This window comes from Corallococcus sp. CA041A (assembly GCF_003612075.1).
Taxonomy (GTDB): Bacteria; Myxococcota; Myxococcia; order Myxococcales; family Myxococcaceae; genus Corallococcus; species Corallococcus exiguus.
In genome coordinates this window covers 63,000-86,175 of the sequence record NZ_RAWF01000006.1, presented here as the reverse complement: position 1 = coordinate 86,175, position 23,176 = coordinate 63,000, and the positions used below count along the sequence as shown (strand labels likewise).

Sequence of the window (23,176 nt, the reverse complement as noted above, 5' to 3'; positions counted from 1 at the left end):
GGCTCACGGGGCTGGTCGGGGTGGGCGGCGGTTTCCTCATCGTCCCGGCGCTGGTGCTCCTGGTGGGCCTCCCGATGAAGCAGGCGGTGGGCACGAGCCTGCTCGTCATCGCCCTCAACTCCTTCGTGGGCTTCGCCGGCTACCTCGGCCACGTCCAGGTGCCCTGGCTCTCCCTGGGCATCTTCACGGCCATCGCCGTGGCGGGCATCCTCGTCGGCACCTGGGCCACCCACTACGTCTCGCAGGCGGCCCTCAAGCGGGCCTTCTCCCTCTTCCTCGTCGTGATGGGCGCCTTCATCATGTTCAAGAACCGGGACGCGCTGGCGGGGTGGTGGTGAGACGCTGGGGATGACGCGCCCCGGCGTTCAATTCCTTTCAAAACCGGACCACCCTGTCTGCCCTTGAGGGCATGGACAGCGCAAGAATGGGCTTGCCGTACTTCACGGCAATCACCCCAGGGACCATTCCATGCGTTTGTCATTCATCGCGGCAGTGCTGTCGGTGGGCTTCTTCGCGGGCTGTGGCGGAGTGGAGCAGGAGGCGCAGGAGACACAGGATGTGACGGCCATGGCCCCGCCGCCGTGTGAGCGCGCCTGCATCACCATCTACAACCACTGTATGCGGACCGCGACGACGCCCGAGCGGCAGGCCTGGTGCGCGGAGGACCAGGACCGCTGCTTCGAGGGCTGCGACCTGGGCGCGGCGCCCGTGCAGGCCCAGCAGCTGCCGCCGTGCCAGGACGCCTGCTACAGGGAGTTCCTGGTCTGCGCGCGGGCCGCGAAGACGCCGGAAGACGCACTCGAGTGCGCCACCACGCGCAACGACTGCTACCAGATCTGCGAATAGAGTCCCGTTCAGGTCGATTCCACCTCTCCGAGCAGCCACACCTCCGTCCCAAGAGGAATGTCCTGCTTGGAGAGTGTGCCGAAGCAGAGCACATGCTGAGGACGTGACCGTCCGCCGAGTGGAATCTGCGCCAGCGCGACAGCTTGCAGGACGTCGCCCTCCGGCCGCCGTAACGCCACACGGAGCTCCATCTGAGCTCGCGCTCCCAGGTCCACCTCGGGAACGACAAGGATTCCGCGCCCCTGGATGTCGAAGGTGTCCTCGACCACCAGCAGTCGTCGTGCGCCGGGGACAGGAGCGACCGGCGCCGGGCTCGTGCGGTGTTCCAACTCGTCCCAGTCCAGGGGCTGTGTTGGCGAGGTCATGGGGAGAGGATAGACGAAGCGTGGTCAGGGGCGCTCAGGGGGACGCCTTCCCCGCAGGTCGCGCAGCACCGCGCGCGGCCCTTTCGTGACCAGCGTCATCAACATCGCCAGGACGAACAGCAGCAGCAGCAAGAGGATGGGGCCCAGCACGACGCCTCCGACGAGTCCCGCCACCGCCCAGCCGATTCCCGACCCGAAGCCCCAGACCGCCCCCACCACGCCTCCGCTGGCGGCTCCCACGAGCATGATGGGTTCAATGAGGGTCATTGGGGATTCGCGTCGCAGTACACGTACTTCGTGCCGGGGGAGCAGCCCATGACGGCGCACTGCGGATCCTTCTTCGCCTCCTGGTCCTTCTGGATGAGCGCCTGGAGGTCGTCGCCCTTCGCGCAGGACAGACACTGCACCTCCGGCTCCACTCCGCCGCAGCAGCCACAACCACACGCCACGTAGGTCGCTTTGCAGTCCAGCGGCGCCTTCGCTTGCACACCGTAGTCGGCGGACTGGCAACCCCACCCCAGCGCGCCCGCCAGAAACAGCCCCATGAACATTCGCATGGAGTGAAGATAGGCGATGCATGCCACCCTGGCAGCCCGCCTCATCTCACTCAGCCATGATAGACTTTCAATCCCTGAAAGACGGGCCAACTCCAACCGGGGCGGACAATGCGAAAGTGCATCATCGGCGGACTTCTGTCGTTGGGACTGCTGGCGGGCTGCGGCGGTGTCGAAGCGGACGCGGACGTGGGAGAGGAGATCCCACTTTCGACGCGTGAGGATGCGCTGGACCTCTGCGCGGCCACCTTCCACGTCAAATACTACAGCGATGCCACCTATACGACGCAGGTGGGCAGGGAGATCTGCCTGGTCTGCAATCGGCAGGTGGGCCGGAGCGGCATCCGGACCCAGTTCCGGGAGTGGATCACGGAGCTGCAGGTGTGCGAGCCGTACGACCCCTAGCCCACCGGAGCGGTAGCCCGGCCGCGATGCTCCGCGGCCGGGTCACTCGCGAAGCTAGACGCGCCCTTCGGCCTTCTGCGCGCGCTCGATGCTCTCGAACAGGGCGCGGAAGTTGCCGCCGCCGAAGCCCTGGTCGCCCTTGCGCTGGATGATTTCGTAGAAGAACGGGCCCGCGTCCGCCTGCTTGTAGAGGCTCGCCGCGTCCTTCATGAAGATCTGGAGCATGTAGCTGCGCTCCTTGTCACCGTCGATGAGCACCTCCAGCTCGCGCAGGACGTTGATGTCCTCGTCGATCTTCTTGATGCCCATGTTCTGGATGCGCTCCGGCAGCGCGTCGTAATACGAGCCCGGCGTCGGCATGAACTGGATGCCCGCGTTCTGCCGCATGTCCTTCACGGAGGACAGGATGTCCTTCACCGTGATGGCCAGGTGCTGCACGCCGTCACCGCGGTGGTCCTCGTTGAAGATGTTGATCTGGCTGGCCTTGAAGAACGGGAACTTGGGCTCGTTGTTCGCGAACTTCACGCCGCTCTTCGGATCCCACATCACTTCCGACTTCAGGCCGCTGCCGTGGTCGCGCTTCTGCTGCGACGCCACGTCCTCGGTGTGGAACTCGATGTGCCAGAACTTCTCGAAGCCCATCACGTGCTCCATCCACAGGAGCATGGGCTTCATCGTCTGGAAGTTCGACGTGACGTGGTCCAACTTGTCGAAGCCGTACTTGTTCTGGCCGCCCAGGGGCTTCGCGTGCACCTTGAAGCCCGGGTAGATGGACTTGTAGTTGTCCCGCTGCAGGAAGCGGAACGTGGTGTCGCCGAACGGCGTCGTGATGGAGAAGAACGACAGCTTTCCGCCCGCGTCGTCCGTGAAGCGCTGGATCTCCGTGATGAACGTGGCGCCGCGCTGCTCCAGCAGCTTGAACGCCTTCTCCACGTCCTCCACTTCAAAGTTCAGCGTGCCCACGCCGTCCGGGTGCTTGCGCAGGTAGCGCCACGCGCGGCCGCCCTCGCCCACGGGCTGGCTCACGACGAGGGCAATCTCACCCGCCTGGAACAGCGCGGACTTCTGCTTGCCGTGCGCGTCCAGCTCCGGCCCGGACACCGCCACCTCCGCGAAGTCCAACCCCTTCGTGTAGAACTGGCGGCTGCGCTCCAGGTCATGCACGTACCAGTGGATGCTCTCCAGGGCCTTGATGCCCAGCGATTCCTGCTTGGCCATGTCGCTGACTCCTCGTGGTGATGAAGAAGATGATTCGTGACTACGCCGGCTGAGCGTCGGGCTGCCGGTCCGGCTGCGCCGCCTGGAAGGCGGGGAGTTCGTTGCACGCCGCCTCGATGCGCAGCAGCGTGGGATAGGGCTTCAGGTCTACACCGAACCGGCGGGCCCCGTAGAGCTGCGGAACCAACAGCACGTCCGCGAACGACACTCCGTCCCCCACACAATAACGCCCCGCCGTCGCCTGCACCGCCGCCTCCAGCGCCGTCAGCCCGTGCGCGTTCCAGTGCGCCGCCCAGGCCTTCTCGTCCGCCTTCAGCTCGTTCTTGATGCGCAGCGTTACCGAGGTGTTCTGCAACGGCTGCATGCCGGCGTTCACCATCTCCGCCAGCATGCGCGCCTTCGCGCGGAGGTACGCGTCGCCAGGCAGGAGGGCGGGCGAGGGCACGCGCTCCTCCAGGTATTCCAGGATGGCCATGGACTCGGACAGCTTGCGCGCCTGCCCGTCCGCTTCCGTCCACTCCAGCGTGGGCACGCGGGCCATGGGATTCACCGCGCGGTAGTCCGCGGAGTTCTGCTGGCCGCCGTCCTTGAGCAGGTGCACCGCCAGGTACTCGAAGGGGAGCCCCTTCCAGTTCAGCGCGATGCGCGCACGCCAGGACGCGGAGGAGCGCCAGTAGCTGTGCAGCTTCAGGTTCTTCATGGCGCCTTCACCACCGTCTGCGAGATGCGGCCGAAGAGGCTGTGCCCCTCGCCATCCAGCATCTCGATTTCGATGGTGTCGCCGGGCTTCATGAAGGACGTCTTCGGCTTGCCCTCATCGATGGTCTCAATCATCCGGCGCTCGGCGAGGCACGAGATGCCGCGCGCGCGGTCCTCGTTGGACACCGTGCCGCTGCCCAGGATGGTGCCCGCGGTGAAGGCGCGCGTGCGAGTCAGGTGCTGGATGAGGTCGCGGAAGGAGAAGTGCATCTCCGGGCCCGCGTCCGCGTCGCCCACGAGCTGGCCGTTGAGCGTGCTGCGCATGCGCAGGTGCACGCGGCCGTCCATCCACGCCGCGCCCAGTTCGTCCGGCGTCAGCGCGAAGGGGCCGAACGCGGTGGCGGGCTTGCTCTGGAAGAAGCCGAAGCCCTTGGCCAGCTCCTCCGGGATGAGGTTCCGCAGGGACACGTCGTTGGCGATCATCACCAGCTTGATGTGCTTGTCCGCGTCCTCGGCCTTCGTGCCCATGGGCGTGTCGCCCAGCACGACGCAGACCTCGCTCTCGAAGTCCAGGCCCCACGCCTCGTCGCGCAGCGGGATGTCCTGCGTGGGCGCGAGGAAGTCGCCGGAGCCGCCCTGGTACACCAGCGGATCCGTGCGCAGCGTGGCCGGAGGCTCCGCGTTGCGCGCCTTGCGCACCAGCATCACGTGGTTGATGTACGCGCTGCCGTCCACCCATTCGTAGGCGCGTGGCAGGGGCGCGTGGAGCGCCTTCACGTCCAGCGGACGGCTCTGCACCGCGCTGGCTTCCAGCTGCTGCGCCAACGCGCGCAGCTGCGGCTCCTTCGCGTCCCAGTCATCCAGGGCCGCTTGAAGCGTGAGGGCCACGTTGGTGGCCAGCGCGTAGGCGGAGTTGTCCCGCTTGACGACGACGAGCCGCCCGTCGCGAGTTCCGTCCTTGAGCGTCGCGAGCTTCAATTTCGCGCTCCTCGGCGGCCTGTGGGGAGGAAGGGGGAGGCCGCCTGACCCGACGGGCTTTTCCGCCGGGCAACCAGGCGAGTCAAGCACGCCCGTTGAACGCGGCGCGGCATCCTTCCTCCCACCAGCAACGTTGCTGGCCGCTCGCATTCGCGTGGCTGTCGGCTGAAGGACGATGCGCGGGCCTCCACACGCCAGGGCGTCGTGGAAACCCACGTGTTCGCCTGTCGGGCCGCCTGCTCCACGAACGGACAGGGGGCACCAGGGGCCAGGGGCGGGAAGCGGGAGCGTGCCGACTGTTCAAATCCCGAGCAACTCGCGCACGGCGCGGGCCGCTCCCCCCTGGCAGGGACCCGGGCGGAAACCCAGCTTGTGGAAGAGGGACATCCGGCCGACCACGCCGCCGGGGCGGCGCGGTTTGGGGGCTCGCGAGGGCATTGAATGGCGCAAGGCTTCCAACAGGCCGGCGACACCCCCAGGGAGCCACACCCGGGCCAGCGGCTGGGCAACCGCTACGAGCTGCGCCAGCGGGTGAAGGCGGGCCGGGGCATCTCCACCTGGCAGGGGTTGGACCTGCTCACGCACGAGCGCGTGCTCGTGAAGGTCACCGCCCTGTCCGCCTTCGTCCCCACGTCCCGCCACCGGCTGGAGCACGAGGCGGAGGTGCTGTCGCGGCTGCACAGCCCCGCGCTGGTGCCCGTACGGCACCTGGGCACCTCCGACGAGCTGCTCTACCTGGTCACCGCGTGGGTGGATGGCGAGACGTTGGCGGAGCGCCTGCGGCGCGGCCCGCTGTCCCTGCCGGAAGCCATCGTCCTGGGCCAGCGCCTGCTCAATGCGCTCGCGGCGGCGCACCGCGAGGGCGTCCTCCACCGCGACTTGAAGCCCTCCAACATCCTGGTGCGCGACTTCCCGTTGTCCGCCGCGTGGCTCACCGACTTCGGCCTGTCTCGCAGCGAGCGGTTGGATCCGTCCCTGCGCGACCTGCCCGTGGGCACCGCGCGCTACATGTCCCCGGAGCAGGCGGGGCTCATCAACCGGCCGGTGGAGGCGCCGTCGGACCTGTACGCGGTGGGCCTGGTGCTCTTCGAGGCGCTGTCCGGCCGCCCCGCCCTGGAGGGCGCGACGGTGGGCGAGGTGCTGCGCCTGCACCTCACCGCGCACCCGCGCCTGAGGCCCGTGGGCGTGGAGGTGCCGCTGGCGATGGAGGAGCTCATCGCGCGGCTGAGCCAGACGGATCCGCGCGACCGCTACCAGTCCGCGGACGCCGCGCTCGCGGACCTGAACGCGCTGGAGGCCGCGCTGTCCCGGGGTGAGGCGGAGCCCGCGCTCGTCACCGGCGCGCACGACCACCGCCAGAGCCTCACCGAGCCGTCCTTCGTGGGCCGCCGCGAGGAGCTGTTGACGCTGGAGCGCGAGCTCGAGCACGCGCGCGAGGACGGCTCGCGCGCCGTGGTGGTGGAGGGCGAGTCCGGCGGCGGCAAGAGCCGGCTGCTGGAGGAGTTCTCCGCCCGGGCCGCGGGCCAGCGCGCGTGGGTGCTGCATGGGCAGGCGCAGGACCAGGCCGCGCAGCGCCCCTTCCAGCTCTTCGCGGGCGTGGCGGAGGGCATCGCCGCCGCCGTGCGCGAGGAGTCCGCGCTGGGCGCGCTCCTGAGGGAGAGGCTCGCGGGCCAGGAGGCCGGCCTGTGCACGGTGCTGCCCCCGCTCACGGAGGTGCTCCTCCCGGACTCGCGGACGCCGAGGTCCCAGGGGCTGGGGCCGGAGTCCCTGAGCGAGAGCCGCAGCGTGTGGTGCCTCACCTCGCTGTTGAGCGCGCTGGGCACGCCGGACGCGCCCGCGGTGGTGGTGCTGGAGGATTGCCAGTGGGCGGACACGCTCACCCTGCGCGCGCTGGAGGCGTGGTCGCAGGGCCGCCGCGCCGGGGACGGACGGCTGCTGCTCATCGTGTCCTTCCGCAGCGAGGACATCCACGCGGACCACGTGCTGAGGCGCCTGGCACCGGGCGCGCACCTGAAGCTGTCCGCCTTTGGCGCGGCGGAAGTGGCGCTGCTGGCGGAGTCCATGGCCGGCGTGCTGCCGCAGGAGGCCGTGGAGCTGGTGACGCGGCTGGCGGAGGGCAATCCGTTCATGGCCTCCGCGGTGCTGCACGGGCTGGTGGAGGACGGCGTCCTCATGCCCGGCCCGGACGGTTGGCGGGTGCAGCCGGAGGCGATGGCGCACGCGCGTTCGTCGCGACAGGCGGCCACCTTCCTGGTGCGGCGCCTGCGCCTCCTGCCGCCGGAGTCCCTGCACGTGCTCAGCGTGGGCGCCGTGCTGGGCAAGTCCTTCGACGCGAGGGCGGTGGCGGCCCTCTCCGGCACGCCGCTGGACGCCGTCACCACCGCGCTGGAGCCCCCGCGCCGCCGTCACATGCTGTGGACGGAGGGCACGCGCTTCACCTTCGTGCACGACAAGCTGCGCGAGGTGCTGTTGGACCTGCTCTCCCCGGAGGAGCGCCGGGAGCTGCACCGGCTGGCCGCGAGGGCCTCCCAGCAGTCCGTGCCCACCGACCCGTTCGAGCTGGCCTACCACTTCGACGCGGCGGGTGAGCGCGCGCAGGCCCTGCCCTACGCGCTGGTGGCCGCGGAGCAGGCGCGCCAGCGCTTCTCATTGGACAGCGCGGAGGTGAACTACCGCATCGCCGAGCGCGGCGCTTCAGGCGCGGACGCGCACACCCGCTACCGCATCGCGTCCGGGCTGGGCACCGCGCTGATGATGCGCGGCCGCTATGACGAAGCGCAGCGGCAGCTGGAGGCCGCGCAGGCCCTGGCGCGCGACCGGCTGGAGCAGGGCCGCACGCTGGGCCACCTGGGCGAGCTCGCCTTCAAGCGCGGCCAGACGGTGCAGGCCAACGCCTACCTGGAGCAGGGCCTGAAGCTGCTGGGCCGCTGGGTGCCGCCCGGCACGCTGACCACCGGCGCCAGCGCGGCGTGGGAAATCCTCACGCAGGCCGCGCACACCGTGGCGCCGCGCCTGTGGCTGGGCCGCAAGTCCCTGGCGCGAGGCGAGGAGGACCTGCTCGCGGTCAACCTCTACAGCCGGCTCGCGTACGGCTACTGGTACCAGCGGGGCCGCGCCGCGGTGCTGTGGGCACACCTGCGAGACATGAACCTGGCGGAGCGCTACCCGCCCACGCCGGAGCTGGCGCAGGCCTACTCCGCGCACTCGCCCGCGCTCACCACCCTGCCCTGGTTCCAGCGCGCGTACGCCTACGCGGAGAAGTCACTGGCCCTGCGTCAGCAATTGGGCGACGTGTGGGGCCAGGGCCAGTCGCTGCACTTCTATGGCCTGGCCCTCTACGCCTCGTCGCGCTTCAAGGAGTGCATCGAGAAGTGCCGCGAGGCGGTGCGCCTGCTGGAGCGCACCGGCGACCCGTGGGAGGTGAACAACGCCACCTTTCAAATCGCCATGTCGCTCTACCGCCTGGGCCGCCTGAAGGAGGCCGCGGTGGTGAGCCAGAAGCTGCACGCGGCGGCGCTCGCGCTGGGGGACCGGTATTCGCTGCGCCTGGGCCTGGAGGCGTGGGCCAAGTCCACCGGGGGCCGCATCCCCGCGGCGCTGCTGGAGACGGAGCTGGCGGCGCCCACCGCCACCGACCCGCAGTCCTTCGCGGGCGTGCTCCAGGCGGAAGGCCTGCGCCTGTTGCGTGAGAACGAACCCGCGCGCGCCGCGGAGGTGCTGGAGCGCGCCGAGCGCGTGGTGGAGGACGCGCACCTGCGTCAGGAGTACGTGGCCCCCATCACCCCGTGGCTCGCCACCGCGCGCCGTCGCCTGGCGCAGCAGGCCAGCCCGCTCAATCCCAGGCAGCGCGAACGGCTCCTGAAAGAGGCGGATGGCGTGGCGAAGCGCGCCCATGACGTCGCGCGCACCTACCGCAACAACCTGCCCCATGCGCTGCGCGAGCGCGGCCTGATGTGCGCGCTGCGAGGCCGGCCCGCGCGGGCCCGCAGGTACCTGGACGAAGCCCTGCGCGTGGCCGAACAGCTGGAGATGCGCCAGGAGCGCGCGCTGACGCTCCAGGCCCGCGGCGAGGTGGCCCGGGTGCAGGGCTGGCCCGGTGCCGCGCGCGACCTGGAGACGTCGGCGCGCGAATTGGAGGCCATGGAGGATGGCCTGCACAAGGGGACGGAGCACGGCACCGGCGTGGAGACGCTGTCGCTGGTGGACCGCTTCCCTCGCGTGCTGGAGGTGGGGCGCAGGCTCGCCTCCGCCCTGTCGCGCGAGGCCGTCTTTGAAACCGCGCGCCAGTCCATGCAGGAGCTGCTGCGCGCGGAGCGCTGCGCCGTGGTGGATCCGCGCGCGGTGGTGTCCGAGGAGGACGCGAAGAACCAGGGCCTCAGCCGCACCGCGCTCGCACGCGCGCTGGAGACCGGCCGCATCACCGTGCTGGGCCAGGGACTGCCCGGCGGCATCAGCGAGAGCATGGAGCTGCTCGGGGTGCGCTCGCTCTTGTGCGCGCCCCTCCAGGTCCGAGGCAAGACGGTGGCGTGCGTGGTGGCCAGCCACCGCAAGGTGGGCTCGCTCTTCGGCGAGGACGAGGAGCGCCTGGCGTCCTTCGTGGCGGTGCTCGCGGGCGCGGCGCTGGAGAACGCGGAGAACTTCGAGCGCGTCGCCGCCCTCTCCGAGGAGCAGGGCCGCCTGTACCGCGAGGAGCAGGAGGCCGTGCGCCGGCGCGACGACTTCCTGTCCATCGCCGCGCACGAGTTGAAGACGCCGCTCACGTCGCTGCAGCTGCACATCCAGGGGCTCCAGGCGAAGGCCAAGGGCGCGCCCATGCCTCCGGAGAAGCTGACCGCGAAGCTGGAGTCCGCCTTCTCGCAGACACAGCGGCTGGGGAAGCTGGTCAACGACCTGTTGGACATCTCCCGCATCGCGCAGGGCCAGCTGCACATCAAGCGCGAGGACGTGGACCTGGTGGCGCTGGTGCGCGCCCAGCTGGAGCGCAGCCGCGAGGCCCTGGTCCGCGCCGAGTGCGAGGTGCGCTTCCACGCCAGCGAGCCACGCCTCATCGGCCACTGGGACGCGCTCCGGCTGGAGCAGGTGGTGGGCAACCTCTTGACCAACGCCATGAAGTACGGCGCGGGCAAGCCGGTGGAGGTGACGCTGGACGGCGACGCGACGGACGTGCGCCTGGAGGTGCGCGACCACGGCATCGGCATCGCGGAGGAGGACCGGGCGCGCATCTTCGAGCGCTTCGAGCGCGCGGTGTCCGTGCGCCACTACGGCGGCTTCGGCCTGGGCCTCTGGATTGTCCGCGAAATCGTCCAGGCGCTGGGCGGCAACATCGACGTCGCCGGCGCCCCGGAGCAGGGCTCCACCTTCACCGTCACCCTGCCCCGCTCCGGCTCGCCGATGCACTGACTAGCGGCGCGTCACTTCCAGGTAGATGACGTTGTCCTGCGAGTCGCGGAACAGCCGCACGTTGTCCACCTGCTCCAGCGGCGTCTCCGACAAGAGGTCGCGCATGCCGTCCTCGTCCCGGTAGGTGAGCCACCAGTCCATGAAGGCCTCCATGTAGCCCGTCTCCGGCGGGTGCACCGCGAAGTTGGCCACCAGCAGGCGTCCGCCCGGGCGCAGCATCTGGAAGAGCAGCGCGGTCAGGCGCGCGGCCACGGAGTCCGACAGGTAGTCGTACAGCCCGGCGGAGTACGCGAAGTCCAGGTCCGCGAACGCCACCTTGCCCGCGAGCAGCGAGCGGACCGAGCCGCACACCGGCCGCACGATGCCGCCCGGGTGCAGGCGCGAAATCTCCGCCAGGCTCACCGGGTCCTGGTCGAACGCGATGAGCTCCTGGAGCCGGCGCTCCGCCACCGCGCGCGACGCCTCCGCCTCCCTCAGGTGCCCGCACGCCACCGACAGCACGCGCCCGTCGGGCCGTCGCCCGGCAGTCTCGTCCATCATCCGAGCGAGCAGCTCCCGGCGCTCGCGCACGCTCCGCGCGGACGGCTGCCCGTGCATGTAGCGGTAGATTTCGCGGCCCGCGTGCAGTTCGTCCGCCGCGTGGTCCATGTAGAGGTAGTCAATGAGGGCCGCGTCACCCGCGTAGCCACGTGGCCGTTCGAAGGCGTGCCGGGTGAAGGGGCACTGGTGCAGGAAGGGGCGCATGGGGTGCTTGCGCGCCAGCTCCTGGCAGAAGCGCTTCCACACCTCCGGGCTCCACTGCCGCCGCCGGTGGATGAGTCCCCCGTGAAGGGCGGTCATCCCGGCATGCAGCGTCTCGTCCGGACCCTGCATCATCCGGGAGTGCAGGCTGTCCAGCCACTCTCGCGCCTCCGTGAACACTTCCTCTGGTAAAGGCGCCTCTTCCCGGGGGGGATTCACCAGGACGAGGTGGTTGGCTTCAGGCGCGACTGGGAGAGCCGCGCCGTGGACCGACAGGATGGGCTGGCGCATGGGCATCATCCTGACAACCTGGGAGTGGGGGTCATTCACTTCCCGAGCCCGCGCCTTTCGCCAGGCCCGCCTCCAGTCAGCCGGCCGGGGCTCCCCTGCACCACCCGGCCCACACCGGCCGCACGTGGCGTGACGCACCGGGTCCGTGTGGCCCTCCAGTCACGGTTCTACCCGCAAGGTCCGACAATCCCCGCTCCGGGGGAGGGATTGCGGGGGGGCGCGGTATCCGGCGACAGGCACTGCGGTTAGGATGGCGCGCCCCGCCTGGAAGAGAGCCGCAAGCCGCGCATGAAGATTGAAATCGCCCACCTGCCCCACGACATCATCGAGATCATCTATCCGTCGGAAGTGACGCCGAAGGACGTGACCGAGTACGTCGAGCAACTGAAGAAGGACATCACCGCCCGCGGGGGCTCGGAGTGGTCCGCGCTGGTGGACCAGTCCAGGTTGCGGGTGATGCCCTCCACGGTGGTGGGGGAGATGGCCCGGCTGAACGCCTACGCCCAGCAGCGCGGCATGAAGCGCTCCGCGCGCGTGGTGAGCGACCCCGGCAGCGGCCTGCAGGCGTGGCGCATGACCAAGAACGCCGGCCTCACCATCCCGGCGAAGACCTTCGAGACCCGCTCCGAGGCCCTGTCCTGGCTCGAAGCCCCCGACGCGGACTGAAAGCAGAACCCCCGACATCCCCTACCCCCCGGTCCTTCCATGCGACCGCACGGGTCCGTCTACGTCTTCCAGTAACACCCCCTTTCTTCGCTGTATCTGTCGCCGTACCCGTCAGGAGTCACCCCGCATGTCCGTGTCCGCCCCCGCCCGCCGCGCGAAGCTGCTCGGCACCCTGTTCTGTACCCTCACCGCCCTGGCCTGCGGGCCGGCTCCCGAGTCCGGTTCGCCGGAGCAGCAGCCCGCGCTGAACGAGTCGAACGCGCCGGTCGTCTACGGCAACGACGACCGCATGGAAGTCTACGCGCACCCCAGCGCGACCCTGCAGGACCGGGCGCGTCAGTCCACCGTGGCGCTGCTGACGCCGGACTTCATCGACGACTCGAACCCGAACAACATCATCGTGGACCAGACGCCGCTGAGCGAGTGGGAGGGCCTGTGCACCGACCAGCGCTTCTACAACGACCCGGCGCCGGCCTTCTGCTCGGGCACGCTCATCGACGATGACCTGGTGCTGACCGCGGGCCACTGCGTGACGAGCGCGGCGGAGTGCGCCGACACGCGCTTCGTCTTCAAGTTCTACAAGACGTCGGAGAACACGCTGGAGACCATCACCAGCCAGGACGTCTTCTCCTGCAAGAGCATCGTGGTGCGCCGGCAGTCGTCGAACAGCGCCGGCGACCTGGACTACGCCATCATCCGGATGGACCGCTCGGCGGCGCCGCGCTTCACCCCCGCTCCGGTGCGCGCGGGCAACACCGCGATGACCGTGGGCCAGAACGTGGCCGTCATCGGCAGCGGCAGCGGTCTCCCGGTGAAGATCGACTCGGGCGGCTCCGTCCGCGCGGTCAACTCCGGCCTCAAGGACTACTTCGTCGCGACCACGGACACCTTCGCGGGCAACTCCGGCTCCGCCGTGTACGAGACGGCCACCAACACCATCGCGGGCATCCTGGTGCGCGGCGACGAGGACTACGTGCTGCGCTCGGGCCAGGGCTGCTACGAGGTCAACGTGTGCTCGGAGACGGGTTGCGGTGGTGAGGAGATCACCTACGTGAACCAGGCCATCACGGCGTTCTGCGCGGCCAACACCAACGTGCGGCTGTGCAACACCACGCCGCCCCCCGCGACCAACTACGTCTTCACCGCGTCCAACACCTCCAGCGCCACGCGCAGCACCATCAACGGCACGGTGACGCTCAAGGCCGGCGACAAGCTCACCGTGGGCACCTGCGGCGTCACCGGCGCGGCCCTCACCAGCGGGGACTCCTTCCTGCGCCTGCGCGGCCCGACGGGCACGGAGGTCGCCTCCAACGACGACGGCTGCGGCAGCGGCTACGGTTCGAAGATCAGCTACACGGCCAGCGTCGCGGGCACCTATGAAGTCCGCGCCGGTTGCTACCAGGCCGGCAGCTGCGCCGGCACGGTGGCGTGGGAGATTGTCTCGGGCGGCACGACGACGCCCGCGAGCGGCACCCAGGCCTTCAACGTCAGCGACACCGCCAACGCCACGCGCAACACGCAGAACGCGAACGTGGACATCGCCCCCGGCCAGACGCTGACCTTCGGCAGCTGCGGCGTGGGGAGCGCGACGGGCACCGGTGACACGGTGGTGCGCTTGTTCAACGCCGCCGGCCAGCAGGTGACGTTCAACGACGACGCCTCCGGCTGCGGCTCGCTGTCCCGCGCGTCCTACACCGCGCCGGCGAGCGCGGGCGGCGCGTACCAGATTCGCGTGGGCTGCTTCGGCAGCGAGGCGTGCAGCGGCACGCTGGCCTGGACCCTCCAGTAGCCTCCCGCGTCTGAGCTGTCCTTCCGGGCCTGTCGCTCCCTCGTGATACGGGGAGGGACGGGCCCGGTGTCTTTTGGCGCCCAGCCGCTCCTGCCCCGGGGGCTTCCCTCCCCACCCGAGGCTTGACACCTTGGAGGGCGAGGTCTAACGCAAGGCGCCATGAGCACACCCCGCTTCCCGCCGTCGCCCCGCCGCCCCGTGAGCACCGAGGGTCCGCTGCGAGTCCTGCTGCTGGAGAACATCCACGCCTCGGCCCAGGAGATGCTGAAGGTGGAGGGTTTCGAGGTGGAGCGGCTGTCCGCCGCGCTCAAGCCGGAGGACCTGGCGGAGCGGCTCAGGGGCGTGCACCTGCTGGGCATCCGCAGCAAGACGACGGTGCCGGAGGAGGCGCTGAAGTACGCGGAGGACCTGCTGGCGATTGGGGCCTTCTGCATCGGCACCAACCAGGTGGACCTGCTCGCCTCCAGCGTGCACGGCGTGCCGGTGTTCAACGCGCCGTTCAGCAACACGCGCAGCGTGGCGGAGATGGTGCTGGCGGAGGTGGTGGTGCTGACGCGCCAGCTCTTCGACCGCAGCCGCGAGGTGCACACGGGGCAGTGGCGCAAGGTGGCCACGGGCAGCCACGAGGTGCGCGGCAAGACGCTGGGCATCATCGGCTACGGGCACATCGGCTCGCAGCTGGGCGTGCTGGCGGAGGCGCTGGGCATGCGCGTCCTCTACTACGACGTGATGACGAAGCTGCCGCTGGGCAACTCGCGGTCGGTGGCCACACTGAACGCGCTGCTGGCGGAGTCCGACTTCGTGACGCTGCACGTGCCGGCGCTGGCCTCCACCCATCTGATGATGGGCGCGGAGCAGCTGGCCGCCATGAAGCCGGGCGCGTGCCTCATCAACGCCAGCCGCGGCACGGTGGTGGACATCCCGGCGCTGGCGCAGGCGCTGCGCTCCAAGCACCTGGGTGGCGCGGCGGTGGACGTGTATCCGGAGGAGCCGGAGGGCAATTCGGACGGCTTCGTGACGGAGCTGCAGGGGCTGCCCAACGTGGTGCTCACGCCGCACATCGGCGGGTCCACGGAGGAGGCGCAGGCGTCCATTGGCAAGGAGGTGGCCACGTCGCTGCTCAAGTTCGTGAAGGGCGGCGCGACGACGGGCGCGGTGAACTTCCCCAACGTGGAGGCGCCCATCAACCCGGGCACCCACCGCATCATCAACGTGCACCGCAACACGCCGGGCGTGCTGCGTGACATCAACCGCATCGTGTCCGACCTGAACGCCAACATCCACGCGCAGGTGCTGAGCACGGATGCGAACGTGGGCTACCTGGTGATGGACCTGGACCAGGACGTGTCCCGCCAGGTGTGCGAGGCCATCGCCGGGCTGGAGACGGACATCAAGACGCGCATCGTGTCCTGAAACGCCGGGCGCTGGACCGCGCCCTCAGGCGTCCAAAATCTTCCCCGGGTTGAGGATCCCCGCGGGGTCCAGCGCGCGCTTGAGGGTGCGCAAGAGCTCCATCTCCCCGGGCGCGCGCGTGTAGTCCAGGTAGTCCTTCTTGAGCAGGCCGATGCCGTGCTCGGCGGAGATGCTGCCGCCGTGCTTGCGCACGAGGTCGAACATGGCGTGGTCGGACTGCTTCGCGTGGGCGAAGAAGTCCGCCTTCTCCACCGCGTCCGGCTTCATCACGTTGACGTGCAGGTTGCCGTCACCGATGTGGCCGAAGAGGCAGATCTCCCAGCCCGGGTAGCGGCTGGCGAAGATGGCATCCAGCTCCGCGCAGAACGCCTCCAGGTTCGCCACCGGCAGGGAGATGTCGTTCTTGTGCAGCACGCCCGTGGCGGACAGGCTCTCACTGATGGACTCGCGCAGGGACCACAGCTCCTGTGCCTGCGCCGCGCCCTGCGCCTGGGTGCCGTCGGTGACGAGCCCGCGCTCGAAGAGGGAGCCGAGCCACGCCTCCACCGCCGCCGGGTCACCGCCCTCGGACTCCAGCAGGACGTAGCAGCCGCTGGAGGCCTCGAAGGGCGAGCGCAGCTTGCGGTGGCGCTGCACGCGGGCCAGGCACTTGTCGGTGAAGAACTCGTAGGCGGAGAGCACCAGCGGCGCCTGACGCGCGTCGCGGAACAGCCGCAGCACGGCGGCCACGTCCGGCACCGCGAAGAGGAAGACGTCCTGCTTGCCGGGCAGCCGCGTCAGCTTGAGCGTGGCCTCCGTGATGACGCCCAGCGTGCCCTCGCTGCCGATGAAGAGCTGGCGCAGGTCCGCGCCGGTGTTGTTCTTCTCCAGCGCGCCGTTGAGCTCCAGCACCTGCCCCTGCGCCGTCACCACCTGGAGGCCCAGCACCCACTGCCGGGTGAGGCCGTAGCGGATGACCTTCACGCCGCCCGCGTTGGTGGCGATGTTGCCGCCCACGGTGCTGCTGCCCTTGGACGCGAAGTCCACCGGCCAGGTGAGCCCGTGCGGCGCGCAGTGCTGGTGCACTCCTTCCGTCACCGCGCCGGCCTGCACGCGCACCGTGTTGCCCAACAGGTCCACGGGCTCCATGCGGGTCATCCGCTTGAGCGACAGCACCACCTCGCCGTGCATGGCCACCGCCCCGCCAGCCAGGCCCGTGCGCCCGCCGGAGGGCACCAAGGCAACGCGGTGCTGGTGGCACAGGGCCACGAAGCGGGCCACCTCCTCCGTGGTGCGAGGGAAGACCACCGCACCCGGCGCCGGGGCGTATACGCGCGTCCAGTCGCGGCCGTACTCCTGGAGCTCCGCGGACTCCCGGGTGAGGAAGTCGGCGGGGAAGGACTCGGCGATGGCGCGGAGGAAGTCGGCGGGCAGCGCGGCGGTGGACATGGGTCCAAGGCGTATTGCAGCCCCCGGGGCATGACAAGCCCGGCGGCGCCCCGGCGCACGGGGCCTGACGCATGCCGGGCCGGAAAAGAGCCAAGGAGTCCGGCTCTCTCCGTATAGGGCTCGGACGCCGCGCCCCCGTCGCGGCCCTGCCCTTTCGAGGAACATCCATGTCGTCGCTCCGCGCACTCGCCCTGCTGGCCACCCTGTTCCTTGCTCCGAGCACCGCCCGGGCCCAGACCCAGCCGGAGCAGCCCGACTGGGGCGTGCCCTATGTCTTCGCGACGGTGGACTCCTACACCACGGGCCCCATGGCGCTCGAAGTCACCGGGACGCTCGTGGGAGAGAGCACGCCGCGCACCTTCCGGTTCTGGGCGGGGGGGTACTCGAACGAGGCGAGCGTCTCCGTGGAGGCGGAACGGTGTGACCGGCTGGCGCTGCTCGCCATGACCCGGCCAGGGCGCTTCCTGTTCACGTGGAAGTGGGAGAACTCCGCCACCAACTACGTGACCTGCACGCTGACCCGCCAGTAGCCCGGGCCCTCTTCCATGGACACGCGGATGCGCATGATGCGGGCGTGGGTGTGGCTCGCCCTGGGACTCCAGCTCGGCTGTGGTGGCGGCGTGGGTCCCCGGGACCTGGACGGCGACGGCCATCCGGCGGAGCTGGACTGCGATGACGCGAACCCCACCATGTGGCGGGCCGTCACGGGCTACGCGGACACGGACGGGGACGGCATTGGAGACGCGGCCCAGCCCGTCACCTGCGTAGGCGACACGACAAAGGGTTGGGCCCAGGAGGCGGGTGACTGCGCCCCCGGGGATGCCACCCGCTGGCGCTCGGTGCCGGGGCTGTATCCAGACGCGGACGGAGACGGGGCCACGGGCACGGGGCCGGTGACGGCCTGCGTGGGAGCCACGGTCGCGGGCTACCAGGAGCAGCCGGGCGCGCCTGACTGCGATGACGGGGATGCGGAGGTGTCGGCCCTGTCACAGGTGTGGGCGGACACGGACGGGGACGGCGTGGGCGCGGGGATGGCCATCGCGTGGTGCCCGAGCCGGGGACGCCCGCCGCCCTCGGGGTACGCACTCACCGAGGGCGACTGCGCGCCCGGAGATTCGAAGCGCTGGCGGATGCTCCCCTTCACGCACCGGGACGCGGACGGGGACGGACTCGCGGTGGCGATGGAGGGCACGGTGTGCTCGGGCGAGCAGCCGCCCTTGGGCTACGACACCGTGTCCGACCCGGAGGACTGCGACGACCGCGACGCGAATCGCACGGTCCGGGTCGAGCGCTGGTTGGATCCGGACGGGGACGGCTACGGAGACGGAGCGCCGGTGCTCCGCTGCGCGGGTCCGGGGGAGTCCGCGCCGGGAGAGACCTTCCGGGGCGGGGACTGCGCCCCAGGTGACGGCACCCGCTGGCGGCATCTGTACTACGCCGCGCGGGATGCGGATGGCGACGGCCGCCTGGCACCGGCCACGGGCGAGGTGTGCAGCGGCTTCTGGCTGCCCGCGGGATACGCCTGGGAGGAGCGCGACGACGACTGTGATGACGCGAACGGAGCGGTGTACTTCACCTGGAGCGTCCACGCGGACGCGGACGCGGACGGCGTGGGGTCCGGCGTGGCGGTCTCCGTCTGTGGCGGGGCGACCGTGCCCACGGGCTACTCCACGCAGGACACCGACTGCGCGCCCCAGGACGCGACCGCGTGGCGGATGCGGAGCTTCACCCACCGGGACGCCGACGGCGACACGTACACCGTGGCCCAGAGCGGTACGGTCTGCTCGGGCACGACCCTGCCCGCGGGCCATGCCTCCCAGCCGCTGTCGGGCGAGGACTGCGACGACTCGAACGCCACCGTCTACCGGAGCCTGAAGGCCTACTCGGACACGGATGGAGACGGCGTGGGCGCGGGAGCACCGACGGTCCTCTGCACCAACGGCCAGGTTCCCAGCCCCTGGTCCGACCGTGGCACGGACTGCGCCGAGGAGGATGCGGCGCGCTGGCAGAAGCTGACGGCCCTCCACGCGGACCGGGATGGGGACGGCGTCACCGTGCCCATCCCCGCGCAGTTCGTCTGCTCGGGACAGGCGTTGCCCGCGCCCTACTTCTTCAAGGCCGTGGGCCAGGACTGCGATGACGCGGACGCGGCCCGCTACCGGTGGACCTACCTCTACCGCGACCAGGATGCCGACGGCGTCGGGGCCACGCCCCGGCAGATGACGTGCATCGGCCAGTCGGTGCTCGCCGGATGGTCGCGGTACGGGGATGACTCGGATGACCAGGACGCCGCCGTCCAGACGGACGAGGCCGCGGAGGAGGAGCTGAGCCTCATCCTGGACCTGTGAGCCCTACGCTTCGAGGAAGGCCCGCAGTGCTTCGTTGATGACGTCCTGGTTGACGGAGCACATGCCGTGGCTGAAGCCGGGGAAGACCTGGAGCTTCGCGCCCTTCACGAGCGCGGCGGTGAGGCGCGCCGAGTCGTCGATGGGGACCATCTGGTCGTCATCGCCGTGCATCACCAGCGTGGGCACATCGATGCGGGCCAGGTCGGCGCGGAAGTCCGTCTCGGAGAAGGCCTTGATGCAGTCGTACTCGGCCTTGAGGCTGCCCATCAGGCCCTGGAGGCGGAAGCTCTCGCGCAGCCCTTCCGACACCTTCGCGCCGGGCCGGTTGAAGCCGTAGAACGCCAGGCTCAGCTCCTTGAAGAAGCTGGAGCGGTCCCCGCGCACGCCCGCGCGGATGTCATCGAAGGCCTCCATGGGCACACCCTTGGGGTGCCAGTCCGTCTTGAGCATGATGGGCGGCACCGCGCCGATGAGCACCGCCTTCGCCACGCGCCCGGTGCCGTGGCGCCCGATGTAGCGGACCACCTCACCACCGCCCGTGGAGTGACCCACGTGGACGGCCTTGCGCAGCCCCAGCGCGGAGGTCAGCTCCGCCAGGTCATCCGCATACGTGTCCATGTCGTGGCCATCCCACGGCTGGGAGGAACGCCCGTGTCCCCGGCGGTCATGGGCGAGGGTGCGGTAGCCGCGCTCGGACAGGAACAGCATCTGGCCCTCGAACGCGTCGGACGTGAGCGGCCAGCCGTGCGAGAAGACGACGGGCGGACCCTCCTTCGGGCCCCAGTCCTTGAAATAGAGCTGGGTGCCATCGCGAGTGGTGAGGAAGCTGCCGGAGATCCTTCCCGTCTGCGTTTCACTGGTCATGTGCCCGTCCTTCGAGGTGGCGAGTCCAACCGCCTGCGACGGTCCGTATTTCCCCTCGATGCCGGGCATTGCGCGTTGGGGGTCAAGCCCTCAGTGTCGCTGACCCGGGCCCGCGTGGCCGTCATCCCCGTCGCGGTGCCAGTAGGACGCGGCCTTGACCCACTCCGCCGGGTGGCCGCGCTCCTCGATGACGTAGGTCCGCAGCTCGCGCACCCACTCCGCCTCGCCCGCCAGCCACACGAAGCCATCCCCCGGCGGAGGCGTGAACTTCGCCAGTTCGCGCCGCAACAGCGCGCCATCTCCGGGCCCCGGCTCTCCACGCACCACCCAGGTCGGGTGCCAGGAGGCCTTCGTGACGAAGCTCTGCTGCTCGGACGCGTGGGCCACGACCGCCACGGTCGTCACGGGCACGCCCGGGCGCAGCAGCTCCACCCGGCGGCCGAGCGCCGGCAGCGCGCTCTCATCCCCCACCATCAGGTACCAGTCGAAGTCATCGGGCACGAGCTGCGAGCCCTTCGGTCCGCCAATCTCCAGCGTGGAGCCGACCTTCGCGCCAGCCGCCCATTCCGTCGCGGGACCGGAGCCGTGCAGCGCGAAGTCGATGGTCAGCGTCTGGCCGCGGTTGTCGTAGGCGCGAGGCGTGAAGTCACGCATCACCTGCTCCCCCGACTGAGGGAAGAACAGCTTGATGTGGTCATCTGGCGACGGGCTGCTGAAGTCCGCCAGGTCCGGCGACGCGAAGTGGATGCGCCGCATGCGAGGCGTCACGGACTCCACGCCACTGACGACCAGGCTGCGCCGCCGCAGCTCGTGGCGCACGCGAACGATTTGATGCAGGTCCTGGGTGCTCATGAGCGGAGCCTCTCGATCTTCTGCGCGGCCTCGTCGATCAACGCCGCCACGTCGAGCACGACCTTCTTGTCGACGCCGGGCGACAGCGTGTCGAACAGCACGCTCTTCAGGTTCTGCATCGCGCGCCGGACCGGAGCCGCGTCCGTGCGCTCGCGAAGCTCACCGGCCTCTGCGAGCCGTCGCAGCAGTCCCTCCACTACCTTCGCGTTCTCCGCGAGCAGCGCCTTGCCCTGTGCCGTGATGGCGAAGAGCTTGCGCTGCGTGTCCGTCGTGTCCGGCTCGCCCACCAGCTCCATGTCCTTGAGCAGGGTGAGCGTGGGGTAGATGACCCCGGGGCTGGGGGCATACACGCCCCGGCTCAAGCCCTCGATGGCCCGGATGAGGTCGTACCCGTGCCGGGGCTCCGCGTTGATGAGGTGGAGCAGGACGAGGCGCAGCTCGCCGCCCTCGAACATCCGATGCCGCCCACCGCCGGGGCCGCCGTGCCGCCCCCGGTGGCCCTCCCCGCGCTCATGGTGATGCCAGTGCTCCGAGTCGCCCCGGTCTCTTCCGTGTCTGCCGCGCATGTCGCGTCCTCTCAGGGGTTCAAGATACCTTCCAGATGGCTCTGAGATATATCTCAGCATTATCTGGTGCAACCCGATCTGCGGGCACCCTGCCGGGCCAGCCCTCGGGTCATACGTCGCCCAGTCTGGCGGGCTTGTCAGGGCTGACCGCTATGAACGGGCTCTGCACGCCGCACCGGAGCGCAGCCAGGAGGCAAGAGCGATGGGCAAGCGCGGGCGGGCGGTTCGGTGAAGGGCCTGGGAGTGGACGATGCGCGCTGACGTCCTGCTCGGGTGCATGGCACTGCTCCTCACCGGCTGCGCTTCGTTGCCTCCCGGGCCCGGAAGGACGCTGAGCTACACGTCCCGCACGGAGACTGACGCCCCTGGAGGACGAGCGTCGAACGACGAGGCACCGCGTGCATCTGCCTCGGAGCCGAGGGTCACGCCCCGCGAGGAAGCGCCTCCCCTGTACCGCCGCAAGACCGTCCGCGAAGCGGTGACGGGGGTACGCCCCGTTCGTGCGGTGGCCCTGGCGGACGTCACCCGCTCCGACGACGTGCAACCGGATGCGTGGGAGCAGTTGCTGACGAACGCGGGACTGGAAGCGCGAGACGAACGCACCCAGGGAGGCACGCTGACGCCTACTCAAGCGGCGCGACTGATGGGGGTGCTCCTGGGCAAGCCCGTCACGTTGAGCACCTTCCCGCCTCGCATGGCCGCGGGCTTCCTCCTGCGCGAGGTGATGGAGGGAGGCGAAGTCACCCGGAAGGAGCTGTCGCGACGGGTGGAGCGATTCTCCCGGGAGCAGGTCGCGGTGTTGAGACCGGATGGCTACCTCGCGTGGGCACTCACCGGGAGTACCCAACAGAAGGTGGCAACGGTCGAATGGAAGGACGGCGCCTTCCGAGCGCATGGCTTCGAACTGGGCCGCTTCTACAGCGGCAAGGGCGGTGTCTTCCGAGCCGTGGACACGCAGCTTCAGGCTTCGGACTGGCGCCCGCTGGCCGAGGTGTACGACGACGCGGACGTCATCAGCCGCACCCTGGATGGAGCCGAGGACGCCGTCGTGGAGCTGTACCACGCACTGGGACAGTTGCTCACGCGCCCCGTGGACAGCATCGCGGGATTGAGCCACCTGCCAGCGGGCGTGGCGGCGCTCATCGCGGCATCGCCCGCGTACTGGGAGCGCTTCCAGTCCATGACCCGTGGCGAGCAGATCCGCGAAGTGTCGCGACTGACGACGGGGATGCTCGTCACCTGGGGCGCGGCGTCAGCCACGACACGGACACTGAAGGGGATGTCCGTGGGCGCGGAGGCCACGCTGCCAGTGCTCTCGATGTCGGCGGAAGGCGTGCTGGCGTTGGAGCGCGTCTCGGTGTCAGCGGGGCGCGCGGCGGCAGCGCTGAGCGGCGGGCCAGGTGCGGCCATCATTCTCCAACGCGTTGATGACTCCGCGGGCTCAGGAGGTGGCGACGATGGAGGCCCACAAGGGACAGGTCCTTCAAGCGGGCCATGGGACCTGCGGGTGACGGAAAGGAGTGGCACCACATCGTGGAGCAGACCGAAGGGAACGCGACCCGCTTTGGGCCACATGCTCTCCACAACAGCGAGAACATCGTCGCACTTGGCAAGGATGTTCACAGTGGAGTGAGTTCTCTCTACTCGTCGAAGCGGCCTAGACTCACGAACTCGGAAACCCTGACTGTGAGACAGTGGCTGAGCACTCAATCCTTCGAAGCGCAACGAGACTTCGGATTGGTGGCGATCCAGC

Annotated in this window: 21 protein-coding genes; 10 read left to right on the top strand and 11 right to left on the bottom strand. The window is 69.9% G+C overall.

The window, feature by feature from the left end; genetic code table 11:
* Together D7V77_RS02075 and D7V77_RS02070 are read left to right on the top strand one after the other, a co-directional pair.
* Positions 1–338, top strand: a 338-nt coding sequence (locus D7V77_RS02075; protein ID WP_147451962.1) for a sulfite exporter TauE/SafE family protein, incomplete at its 5' end; no start/stop codon positions are given.
* Positions 339–468: 130 nt separating this feature from the next.
* Positions 469–846, top strand: coding sequence for a hypothetical protein (locus tag D7V77_RS02070; RefSeq protein ID WP_120574585.1), 378 nt, complete (start codon positions 469–471; stop codon positions 844–846).
* Positions 847–854: 8 nt separating this feature from the next.
* Here the strand turns inward: D7V77_RS02070 and D7V77_RS02065 are convergent, their stop codons facing one another.
* The 3 genes from D7V77_RS02065 to D7V77_RS02055 all read right to left on the bottom strand — a co-directional run bounded on the left by D7V77_RS02065 (position 855) and on the right by D7V77_RS02055 (position 1,756).
* On the bottom strand, positions 855–1,115 hold the full coding sequence (locus D7V77_RS02065) for a hypothetical protein (protein WP_120574584.1): 261 nt from the start codon (positions 1,113–1,115) through the stop codon (positions 855–857).
* Between the two features lie 120 nt (positions 1,116–1,235).
* Positions 1,236–1,457 (bottom strand): hypothetical protein, encoded by a 222-nt coding sequence (locus D7V77_RS02060; protein ID WP_147451960.1) that lies wholly within the window; start codon positions 1,455–1,457, stop codon positions 1,236–1,238.
* A 17-nt stretch (positions 1,458–1,474) separates the two neighbouring features.
* Positions 1,475–1,756 (bottom strand): hypothetical protein, encoded by a 282-nt coding sequence (locus D7V77_RS02055; protein ID WP_126934665.1) that lies wholly within the window; start codon positions 1,754–1,756, stop codon positions 1,475–1,477.
* Between the two features lie 120 nt (positions 1,757–1,876).
* Here D7V77_RS02055 and D7V77_RS02050 point away from each other — a divergent pair, with 120 nt between their 5' ends.
* Positions 1,877–2,170 carry a hypothetical protein gene (locus tag D7V77_RS02050; RefSeq protein ID WP_120574581.1) on the top strand — a complete coding sequence of 98 codons (294 nt, stop codon included), beginning with the start codon at positions 1,877–1,879 and terminating at the stop codon, positions 2,168–2,170.
* A 54-nt stretch (positions 2,171–2,224) separates the two neighbouring features.
* Here the strand turns inward: D7V77_RS02050 and hppD are convergent, their stop codons facing one another.
* The 3 genes from hppD to D7V77_RS02035 are packed head-to-tail and all read right to left on the bottom strand — an operon-like array spanning position 2,225 to position 5,065.
* Positions 2,225–3,388, bottom strand: coding sequence for a 4-hydroxyphenylpyruvate dioxygenase (gene hppD / locus D7V77_RS02045; protein WP_120574580.1), 1,164 nt, complete (start codon positions 3,386–3,388; stop codon positions 2,225–2,227).
* A 40-nt stretch (positions 3,389–3,428) separates the two neighbouring features.
* On the bottom strand, positions 3,429–4,088 hold the full coding sequence (gene maiA / locus D7V77_RS02040) for a maleylacetoacetate isomerase (protein WP_120574579.1): 660 nt from the start codon (positions 4,086–4,088) through the stop codon (positions 3,429–3,431).
* Entirely contained in the window at positions 4,085–5,065 is a 981-nt protein-coding gene (locus D7V77_RS02035; protein WP_120574578.1) for a fumarylacetoacetate hydrolase family protein, read from the bottom strand. The genes maiA and D7V77_RS02035 overlap by 4 nt, the downstream gene beginning before the upstream one ends.
* 441 nt (positions 5,066–5,506) lie before the next feature.
* Here D7V77_RS02035 and D7V77_RS02030 point away from each other — a divergent pair, with 441 nt between their 5' ends.
* Positions 5,507–10,465 (top strand): ATP-binding protein, encoded by a 4,959-nt coding sequence (locus tag D7V77_RS02030; RefSeq protein WP_120574577.1) that lies wholly within the window; start codon positions 5,507–5,509, stop codon positions 10,463–10,465.
* Here D7V77_RS02030 and D7V77_RS02025 read toward each other — a convergent pair whose 3' ends face one another.
* On the bottom strand, positions 10,466–11,497 hold the full coding sequence (locus D7V77_RS02025; protein WP_120574594.1) for a class I SAM-dependent methyltransferase: 1,032 nt from the start codon (positions 11,495–11,497) through the stop codon (positions 10,466–10,468).
* 288 nt (positions 11,498–11,785) lie between these two features.
* Here D7V77_RS02025 and D7V77_RS02020 point away from each other — a divergent pair, with 288 nt between their 5' ends.
* The 3 genes from D7V77_RS02020 to serA all read left to right on the top strand — a co-directional run bounded on the left by D7V77_RS02020 (position 11,786) and on the right by serA (position 15,365).
* Entirely contained in the window at positions 11,786–12,163 is a 378-nt protein-coding gene (locus tag D7V77_RS02020) for an STAS/SEC14 domain-containing protein (RefSeq protein WP_120574576.1), read from the top strand.
* Between the two features lie 127 nt (positions 12,164–12,290).
* Entirely contained in the window at positions 12,291–13,952 is a 1,662-nt protein-coding gene (locus D7V77_RS02015) for a serine protease (protein WP_120574575.1), read from the top strand.
* Between the two features lie 159 nt (positions 13,953–14,111).
* Positions 14,112–15,365 carry a phosphoglycerate dehydrogenase gene (serA, locus tag D7V77_RS02010; RefSeq protein WP_120574574.1) on the top strand — a complete coding sequence of 418 codons (1,254 nt, stop codon included), beginning with the start codon at positions 14,112–14,114 and terminating at the stop codon, positions 15,363–15,365.
* 24 nt (positions 15,366–15,389) lie between these two features.
* On the opposite strand, the gene D7V77_RS02005 is transcribed toward serA, so the two are convergent.
* Positions 15,390–16,793 (bottom strand): FAD-binding oxidoreductase, encoded by a 1,404-nt coding sequence (locus D7V77_RS02005; protein WP_120574573.1) that lies wholly within the window; start codon positions 16,791–16,793, stop codon positions 15,390–15,392.
* A gap of 167 nt (positions 16,794–16,960) precedes the next feature.
* Between D7V77_RS02005 and D7V77_RS02000 the strand changes: the two genes are divergently transcribed.
* On the top strand, positions 16,961–17,323 hold the full coding sequence (locus D7V77_RS02000; RefSeq protein ID WP_120574572.1) for a hypothetical protein: 363 nt from the start codon (positions 16,961–16,963) through the stop codon (positions 17,321–17,323).
* Between the two features lie 27 nt (positions 17,324–17,350).
* Positions 17,351–19,141 carry a hypothetical protein gene (locus tag D7V77_RS01995; RefSeq protein ID WP_233596597.1) on the top strand — a complete coding sequence of 597 codons (1,791 nt, stop codon included), beginning with the start codon at positions 17,351–17,353 and terminating at the stop codon, positions 19,139–19,141.
* Between the two features lie 3 nt (positions 19,142–19,144).
* On the opposite strand, the gene D7V77_RS01990 is transcribed toward D7V77_RS01995, so the two are convergent.
* From D7V77_RS01990 to D7V77_RS01980, 3 genes are all read right to left on the bottom strand, one after another.
* A complete protein-coding gene (locus D7V77_RS01990; RefSeq protein ID WP_120574571.1) occupies positions 19,145–20,005 on the bottom strand; it encodes an alpha/beta fold hydrolase in 861 nt (286 codons plus the stop codon).
* Between the two features lie 90 nt (positions 20,006–20,095).
* Positions 20,096–20,857 carry a siderophore-interacting protein gene (locus D7V77_RS01985; protein ID WP_120574570.1) on the bottom strand — a complete coding sequence of 254 codons (762 nt, stop codon included), beginning with the start codon at positions 20,855–20,857 and terminating at the stop codon, positions 20,096–20,098.
* The gene (locus D7V77_RS01980; protein ID WP_233596596.1) at positions 20,854–21,423 is read right to left on the bottom strand and encodes a PadR family transcriptional regulator; all 570 of its coding nucleotides are present in this window, start codon (positions 21,421–21,423) and stop codon (positions 20,854–20,856) included. The genes D7V77_RS01985 and D7V77_RS01980 overlap by 4 nt, the downstream gene beginning before the upstream one ends.
* Positions 21,424–21,673: 250 nt before the next feature.
* On the opposite strand from D7V77_RS01980, the gene D7V77_RS01975 reads away from it, so the two are divergent.
* The gene (locus tag D7V77_RS01975) at positions 21,674–23,056 is read left to right on the top strand and encodes a hypothetical protein (protein ID WP_147451959.1); all 1,383 of its coding nucleotides are present in this window, start codon (positions 21,674–21,676) and stop codon (positions 23,054–23,056) included.
* Positions 23,057–23,176: the final 120 nt, after the last annotated feature.